7 protein-coding genes and 1 pseudogene are annotated in these 7,672 nt (G+C 63.0%); 1 reads left to right on the forward strand and 7 read right to left on the reverse strand.

Features of this window, described 5'->3' with window-relative positions; genetic code table 11:
- Positions 1-2: 2 nt before the first annotated feature.
- From ACP150_RS15075 to ACP150_RS15085, 3 genes are read right to left on the reverse strand one after another with little or no spacing between them, the layout of a single operon-like run.
- Entirely contained in the window at positions 3-272 is a 270-nt protein-coding gene (locus ACP150_RS15075) for an acyl carrier protein (protein WP_424967491.1), read from the reverse strand.
- A gap of 58 nt (positions 273-330) precedes the next feature.
- On the reverse strand, positions 331-1,419 hold the full coding sequence (gene lpxD, locus ACP150_RS15080; RefSeq protein WP_424967492.1) for a UDP-3-O-(3-hydroxymyristoyl)glucosamine N-acyltransferase: 1,089 nt from the start codon (positions 1,417-1,419) through the stop codon (positions 331-333).
- Positions 1,420-1,473: 54 nt separating this feature from the next.
- Positions 1,474-3,081, reverse strand: a complete 1,608-nt coding sequence (locus ACP150_RS15085) for a L,D-transpeptidase family protein (RefSeq protein WP_424967493.1) — start codon at positions 3,079-3,081, stop codon at positions 1,474-1,476.
- A 294-nt stretch (positions 3,082-3,375) separates the two neighbouring features.
- On the opposite strand from ACP150_RS15085, the gene ACP150_RS15090 reads away from it, so the two are divergent.
- A complete protein-coding gene (locus ACP150_RS15090; protein WP_424967494.1) occupies positions 3,376-3,945 on the forward strand; it encodes a YcbK family protein in 570 nt (189 codons plus the stop codon).
- A 15-nt stretch (positions 3,946-3,960) separates the two neighbouring features.
- On the opposite strand, the gene ACP150_RS15095 is transcribed toward ACP150_RS15090, so the two are convergent.
- The 4 genes and pseudogenes from ACP150_RS15095 to ACP150_RS15110 all read right to left on the reverse strand — a co-directional run.
- Positions 3,961-4,911, reverse strand: a complete 951-nt coding sequence (locus ACP150_RS15095; RefSeq protein ID WP_424967495.1) for a 1-phosphofructokinase family hexose kinase — start codon at positions 4,909-4,911, stop codon at positions 3,961-3,963.
- A 332-nt stretch (positions 4,912-5,243) separates the two neighbouring features.
- Positions 5,244-5,711: a hypothetical protein gene (locus ACP150_RS15100; protein WP_424967496.1), complete on the reverse strand. Its 468-nt coding sequence runs from the start codon at positions 5,709-5,711 to the stop codon at positions 5,244-5,246.
- Between the two features lie 442 nt (positions 5,712-6,153).
- Entirely contained in the window at positions 6,154-7,287 is a 1,134-nt protein-coding gene (locus ACP150_RS15105) for a cytochrome-c peroxidase (protein ID WP_424967497.1), read from the reverse strand.
- A 262-nt stretch (positions 7,288-7,549) separates the two neighbouring features.
- Positions 7,550-7,672: pseudogene (locus tag ACP150_RS15110) on the reverse strand (electron transfer flavoprotein subunit alpha/FixB family protein); the annotation flags it as partial.

Below are 7,672 nucleotides of genomic sequence, written 5' to 3' on the forward strand. Positions count from 1 at the left end.
GATCAACCGACCTTCTGCTCGGCGACAAGACCTTCCACCGCCGCGATAATCGCTTCCACATTCGAGATGTCGAAGCCGCTCGCGGAAGGATCGTTGGCATTGAAAGGCACTGAAATATCAAAGGCTTCCTCGATCGCAAAAATCGCCTCGACAAGGCCGAGGCTGTCGATGCCCAGATCCTCCATCGTCGCGTTGGACTGGATATCGGATGGCTGCAGAACCGCCTGTTCTGCAATGATCGAGATGACTTGGTCGCGGACGGTCTGTGACAAATTACTCACTCTCAGCGGCCCTGAGACGGCCGCAGCCTCTGGTCAATCTGAGGCTGATTTAGTCATTCTCGCCGCGCTTTGAAACTGCTTTCTGCAAGTCTGCGACCTGTTGGATCAGACGCGGCAGACGGCGGATCGCCTTGTAGCTTTCCACATGGGATTGCATCTTCATCGCCGGGTAGCCGAGCAGAACGCGGCCCGCGGGCGCATTGGTGAAAATCTTGGTCGCGCCGCCGGCGATCACGTCATCTCCGACGAAGATATTGTCATTCACGCCGACCTGACCGGCCAGCACGACGCGGTTGCCGATCCGACTGGAGCCGGCAATGCCCACCTGGCCGCAGAGCAGGCAATCCTCGCCGACCTGCACGTTGTGGCCGATATGGACGAGGTTATCGAGCTTCGTGCCCCGGCCGATTTTCGTGTCGCGGATCGTGCCACGGTCGAGACAGGCATTGGCACCGATCTCCACATCATCGCCGATCTCGACCGCGCCGAGGGAGTGGATGCGGGTCCAGCTCTGGCCGGCTGCATCCCCGCGATCTCCGACGGATTTGCGGACCTCCTCCACTGCGGAGGTTTCCGGCGTGACGAACGAAAAACCGTCCGCGCCGATGCAGGCGCCCGGCTGAAGGAAGACGCGGTGGCCGATCCGCACCCGCGCCCCGATCTTGACGCCTGCATGGATCAGAACGTCGTCGCCGATCTCGGCCCCCTCGGCGATCATCACATGCGGGGCGATCCGGGCATTTGCACCGATCCGCGCACCGCGTCCGATCACCACGAACGGACCGATCGCGGCATTCGCCCCGATCTCGGCGCTGGGATCCACGATGGCCATCGGATGAATGCCCGCCGCAATCTCGGGCCCGGGGTCGAGCAGGGTCGTCAGACCCGACATGGCATAGCGCGCCCGCTGCACAAGCACCGCGCCGTCGAGGCCGTAATCCTTCCACGGCGCATCGCCCCAGAGCATCGCGGCCCGCGCCTGTCCTTGGCTCAGCCCATCCGCGTATTTCGGGTCCATGGCAAGTGCGAGATCCGTCGGCCCGGCGCTGCCGGGCTCTGACGCGCCCGTCACGGTCAGCTCGGCATTGCCCGCCACCTCGGCGCCGAGCGCCTCTGCGATCTGTCCAAGACTATACATGCCGCGCTCTCCGTCCGCTGGGCGCGCAACCCGCGCGCGCCTGTGACGTAAGACCTAGCTCTGAACGGCGCGCGGCACCACCCCGGCCTTGGCGAGGGCGGACCAGAGCTTGGCATCCCGGCCATAGACATCGCGCCGGAACTGCACATTGCCCTTCGCCGGGGCAAAGGCGGTCTGATAGACCAGATGCACCGGAACCACCTTGTCGAGATAGACCCAGGTCTCTTTCCCCTTGGCGAGCTGCGTCTTGAAGAAGCCCTCAGGGTCATTTTCCTGTTTCGACAGAAGTTCATAGGCGAAATCGAACGGATCGGCGACCCGCACGCAGCCATGGGAATACGCCCGGCTTGCCCGACCGAACAGGGACTTCGCCGGCGTGTCATGCAGGTAGATGTTGTACTTATTCGGGAACATGAACTTCACGAGCCCAAGCGCATTGCGGTTCGACGGCGGTTGCTTGATATCAAAGGGAAAGTTTCGCGCCGTCATCTGCGTGAAATCGACAGACGCCCGATCCACCACGCGCCCCGAGGCATCGATCAGACGCAGATAGCTATGGGCATTAGGGTCCTGTTGAAACTTCGGCAGATATTCCTTGGTCGCGATAGACCGCGGCACATTCCAGGTCGGGTTGATGACCATATGGTCCATCTCATCCGAGAATTCCGGCGTCCGACGGTCGGAAGTGTTCTTGCCCACAACGACACGGGTCGAAAACACCTCTTTGCCATTCTCATGCACGCGGGCGTGGAAATCCGGGATGTTCACCATGATGTGGCGCCTGCCCAGATCGAAATTCATCCAACGCTCGCGCTCCAGCCCGACAAGGATCGCCTGCAAACGCTCCTGCGGCTCCACATTCAGCTCGCCCAATGTGATCTTCGCCGCGACACCATCGGTCGCAAGCCCATGATCGCGCTGAAATTTCTGAACCGCCACCTGCAGCGATGCGTCATAGCTCGCCGAAACCGTGCGCTTGAGATACCCCATCCGGATCAAGCGGTCGCGCAGCGCGATAACGGCCGGACCGGTCTGGCCTGGCGCCAGCTTCGAGGCCTTGACCTGAGGCCCCCATCCGCCAGCCCCGATGGTCTTTTCCATCTCGAGCTTCGCCTTGAGAAGCCGCGTGTAAGCACCTGATTTCGGTGGAAGCGCCTTGATGAACCGGGACGGATTACTCTGCGCAAAGGCGCTGATCTGCGCGCCGCGATCCCGCCGGGGCAGCGCTCTGACTATCGCCGAATCCACCCGTGACGGCGTCAGCGCACCGCTTTGAATATCCTGCGCATATTGCAGGAACACTTTGCTCGCGCGCACATCGAGAAGCCCCCGCGCCCTCGGGTCCTTGGCCGCACCGAAAGCCTGCCGCAGGCCGGTCGCGTCATAGCGCGCCTCGGGGAGGCCATGCACCCAGGCCTTGTCGAGCGCCTTCAAGAGCGCCGAACGCCGGTTGCGATCCCGGTTCGAGGTCCAGAGCGCCTTGTAATCTCGCGCCTTGTAGAATGCGGCCAGGGCCGGATCATCCGCCGCCGCCTCGGCCACAGCCAGCTTGAATGCGGTGGATTGGGCCGCTGCGGCGCCGGTCCAGCCGGACAGCAGCAAAAGAGCGGCCAGGATCAGCGCATGAAGCGGGACGATCGGGGCGAAAACACGTTGGAACACTGGCAAAATCTCCTTGAAGTCCTGAACAGACTAACCATGCAAAATCTTATGAATACCTTCACATTTTGAAGATATTCACCAAAACACGCGTTTCTTTTCCCAGACGCGACCAATCTGCAACGCGGGTTCGGCGTGAGTTGGGCAAGAATCTGCCGAAGATAGGTGATTTTGCCGCAATTCAGCCCCGCCAGCTTGGCGAAACGGACGGTTTGTGGCACATGGTTAACACATCTGGGGATGTACTTTGACAGAGGTCACAGCCAAGTGACCCAGGGCTATGGGGCGATACGAGCTATGAGCAAGTCTACAGGCGACCGCTTTACGCGGCGTGCTTTGCTTGGTGCATTTGCGGCCACGGCGGTCACGGCAGCGCCAGTTTACTCGAACACTTTCGGCTTTCTGCGCGGTGGCGGCGACATTCGTCGGCTCAAGATGCATTCAGGCCGAACAGGCGAAAAGATCGACACCATCTACTGGGTCGAGGGCAAGTACGTCAAAGAAGCCATGAAGGAAATCAACTACTTCATGCGCGATTGGCGTCGCGACGCGGTCAGCACCATCGACCGGCGCACCATCGACATCATGGCCGCCGCCCACAACATGCTCGACGTGGATGAGCCCTATCTGCTGCTCTCTGGCTATCGCTCGCCCGAGACAAACGCCATGCTGCGCAGCCGCTCGCGCGGGGTCGCCAAGAACTCCTTGCACATGCAGGGACAGGCAGCCGATCTCCGTCTCGGATCGCGCAGCGTCCGCCAGATTGCGGCCGCCGCCGCAGCTTGCAAGGCGGGTGGTGTCGGCAAATATTCCGGGTCCTCCTTTGTCCATATGGATTGCGGGCCGGTGCGCGTCTGGGGGCGCTGACCCCCGTTTTTACGCTCAAAGCTCGGTGACGATCGACTGCTCCGCGTAGCGGTCCGCGTCGCGCTTGTTGCACAGATCCGTGTCCGCACTGGTCACTGTCGAACACGCCGCACCCACCCCGAGGATACAGGCCTCGAGCGGGTCGGCCCCGCGAGAGCTCGCCAGCGTGTAGCCCGCAACGAAGCTGTCCCCCGCCCCGGTCTTGCTCACGACCTCAACCACCGGCGGGCGCACATGCCAGGTCTCACCACTATCCAGGCTCAGGACACTGCCCTCCGCCCCCTTTGCGACGACCACAGCCCGGGCACATCCACGGGCGGCCAGATGTTCGGTCACCCGCGCCACATCGCGCAGCTTGGACAGGCGCGCACCAGACAGGCTCTCGGCCTCCTCGAGATCCATCCGCAGCAGGTCAAGCGGATGCTGCCGCGCCCCCGCCATCGCCCGCAAAGCGGGCCCGGAAGTGTCGAGGATCGTCCGCACCTTCAAGGGCCCCAGCCGCGCCTGCAGATCCACCAATGCGCTGCTCTCGACGCCGGGCGGCAGGCTACCGGACGGAACGACGATATCACCCGGGCGCAAGCCGTCGCAAAACGCATCGATCGCCGCAGCGAGATCCTGCTTCGACCAGACCGCCCCCGGCATGATGAAGCGGAACTGGCGATGGGTAGCCTGGCATATCACCGACAGGTTTTCACGGGTCTGCGCACTCACGCCCAGCTCCCAGAGCGGGATGCCCTCGGCCACGAGCCGCGCGCGCACCTGCGCGCCGGTACTTCCACCGAGCGCCAGCGCCGCAACGGTTTCACCGCCGAGAAAGGCGATGGCGCGCGAGACATTCACCCCGCCACCGCCTGCGTCCGCGCGAGGTTGCGCGCAGCGCAGTTTGAGATCGGGAACAACTTCAGGGGCTTCGGTGGACAGATCCAGCGCCGGGTTCAAGGTCAGGGTGAAGATACGGCTCATGGGCTCAGTCCCACACGCGCGCAGTTTTATTGTCAAGAAATCAGCGCACAGGACAGCCACACAACCGAAGGGCGTGCCCTGAAGGCCGCGAAACGCGCATAGCTTGTTCGGTTTTGCTGACAGAAAACGACCGGCCCCCTGGACTTCGGGGGACCGGTCTTTCGCGACGCACCTGGGGATTTTGTCCGTTTCAGGGGGAGGCTGTCGGGGACGGGGTGCGGTGTCGCGTGGGGCGGCCGGTCGGGAGGGATCCGGGCGCCGGGATGGGTCTGGGGGAGGGAAACGCCCGCCCGGCGGGAGGAGGCCGGGCGGGGTTTGGGGGATGTTAAGGATTACTCGTTAGACGAACCCTTGGCGCCTTTGATCGCGGCCAGCTCGGCGAAGCTGTAGTCGTTTGCGTCCAGCCCGAGGGAGGCTGCGAGCTGTGCGCTTGCGCCGGTCACGCCCACGGATTGGGTCGAGACGACTGCGCCGCGCTCGGCCACGTTATAGCCGGTGTCGGTGTCGAAGCTGCCCTTGATGGCGGCCAGTTCGCCGAAGCTGTAGTCATTTGCGTCCAGGCCCAGGGTCGCGGCCAGCTGTGCATGGGCCGGGGAGATGCCGACCGACTGGGTCGAGACCACGTCGCCGCGGGGCGGGATGTTGTAGCCATTGTCGGTGTCGAAGGAGCCTTTGATCGCGGCCAGTTCGGAGAAGCTGTAGGCGCCGGGCTCGACGCCGAGCTGACGCTCGAGCTGGGAGGAGGCGAAGGCCGGAGCGGTCAGGGCGATCACGAGGGCGGATGTCAGAGCGAGTTTCATTTCAGTAGTCCTTTCAGTGTTTTACGCGGCCTGAATGTGCGTTGCGAGCCGCGGTGTTGTGTGTGTCGGCGGTGTGTGTCGCTGCCGATGAGTTGGATTTGGGGCGGTTGGGCCGGGAATGAAATGGCGATGATGAGAGAGGCTGCTGCGCGCTGACGCACATCACGCTCGCGCGATCAGGTCTTCTGCGCGGGACGCCGGTGTCTTTCGGGAAAACGCAGCCATTCCAGAGACTTACCCCGAAACACCCCCTCACGCCCCGGTGATGTTTCCAACACCGCCCCCCAAGCCCCCGAAACCTCACGCCGCGCGTGAGAGAAAAAACATCAAAAAAAACGCACAAGACCCCTTGGCCCGGGAAAATCCCACAAAAAAGACCCCGAAACCGGGGTCTGATGGGCTGGATCAGCGCGGTCCGGAGCGGTTGAGCCCCCTGCCCTCGTCACTCAAGCAAGTGTTCGTAGCGTTGATCGGTCAATGTTCGCAGAAATGCGACCAGCGCATCGATCCGGCGGTCATCCAGAGCCGGTCCATGGGTGAGTTCTTCGTGGGCGAGGGTTTCCGGAACCGGCATCTTGCCATAGGGCGCATCGGTTTCGGGGTTGATCTGCGCCGTCTCGGCCCGCGAGTTGTAGCGATTGTAGAATTTCACCACCGTGCGCAGCTCCGCGAAAACACCGTTATGCATATAGGGTCCCGTCACCGCCACATTGCGCAGGCTGGGCGTCCGGAACTTGCCGCGCGCCATCGGGTCATCCACGGCCGGGTTGGCAGACAGCCCCGGATCGATATGCCCCGGCGTGACACCGTTCTGCGCCCGCAAGGCGCCATTCTCGGGCACGCCGATATTGTGATAGCGGTAATCCGTGAACGTCTCGCGCGGGTCGATCGCGCTGCGGCTCAACTGGTGGCACTGATTGCAATTGGTGAACTGTTCGGAAAAAAAGAGCAGTCGCCCAAGCTCCTCCTCCTTGGACAACGCCACCTCCCCGCGCAGAAACCGATCGTATTTGGAATCGAACGGGCTGAGTGCCTCTGTCCGCTCGAACGCGGCCAGCGCTTCGGCAAAGGCGCGAAAACCGCGCGCGGGGTCCGACAGGGTGTCGGGACCAAAGAGTGCGGCGAAGGCCTGCTCGTAGCCCGGGTTCTCTGTGATCCGCGCGACCACTGCCGCTGCGTCAGGCAGCCCCATTTCAATCGGGTTCAGGGGCGGGCCCACGGCCTGATCCGCAAGCTCCGACGCCCGGCCATCCCAGAACTGTCCCCCGCGATAGGCGTTCTCATGGTCCCGGTGAAACCCCGGCGTGAGCGCGGCATAGGTCAGGGTCGGCGCATTGCGGTCGCCAAGGGACTGCCCGTCATCGCCCAGAGACGCCATGCCCCGGGGGTCAGCAAAGGCGTAGTCCGGCACATGACATGTCGCGCAAGCCTGGCTGCGATTGGCCGAAAAGTTGACATCGAAGAACAATTGCTCGCCGAGCTCTTCCAGCGTCGTTGGCACGGCCTCGGTCTCGGCCGCAAGCGGTGCGGCCGCGCAAAGAAGCGGCAGGAACATGAGGCGGAGAAGCATCTGCATGGATCAGACCCGGCGCTGAGAGCGGTTATGCCTGACTATAAGACTCGGTTTCTCACTTGGCTATGCAGCATGGCCGGGCGCGTCGTCGCAGCGCGTTTGTCTAGTGGCGAGACCGATCCAGGCGGAGGTTTGCCCCCACCACACTTAAGGCCGGAGGATTATCTCCGGCCTTTGTGTTTGGTTTGGGCCCGGGTTTGTCCGGGTTGTGTCCGGGTCTGTCTTGGGGCGGGGTTTGGGCCGCTGTTCCGGGTCGTCGTCGTCCTCAGCCGAGTTTTTCGGTGAGTTCGGGGACGGCGGCGAAGAGGTCGGCGACCAGGCCGTAATCGGCGACCTGAAAGATCGGGGCCTCCTCGTCCTTGTTGATCGCCACGATCACCTTGCTGTC

The organism is Dinoroseobacter sp. S375 (assembly GCF_049800775.1).
Taxonomy (GTDB): Bacteria; Pseudomonadota; Alphaproteobacteria; order Rhodobacterales; family Rhodobacteraceae; genus Dinoroseobacter.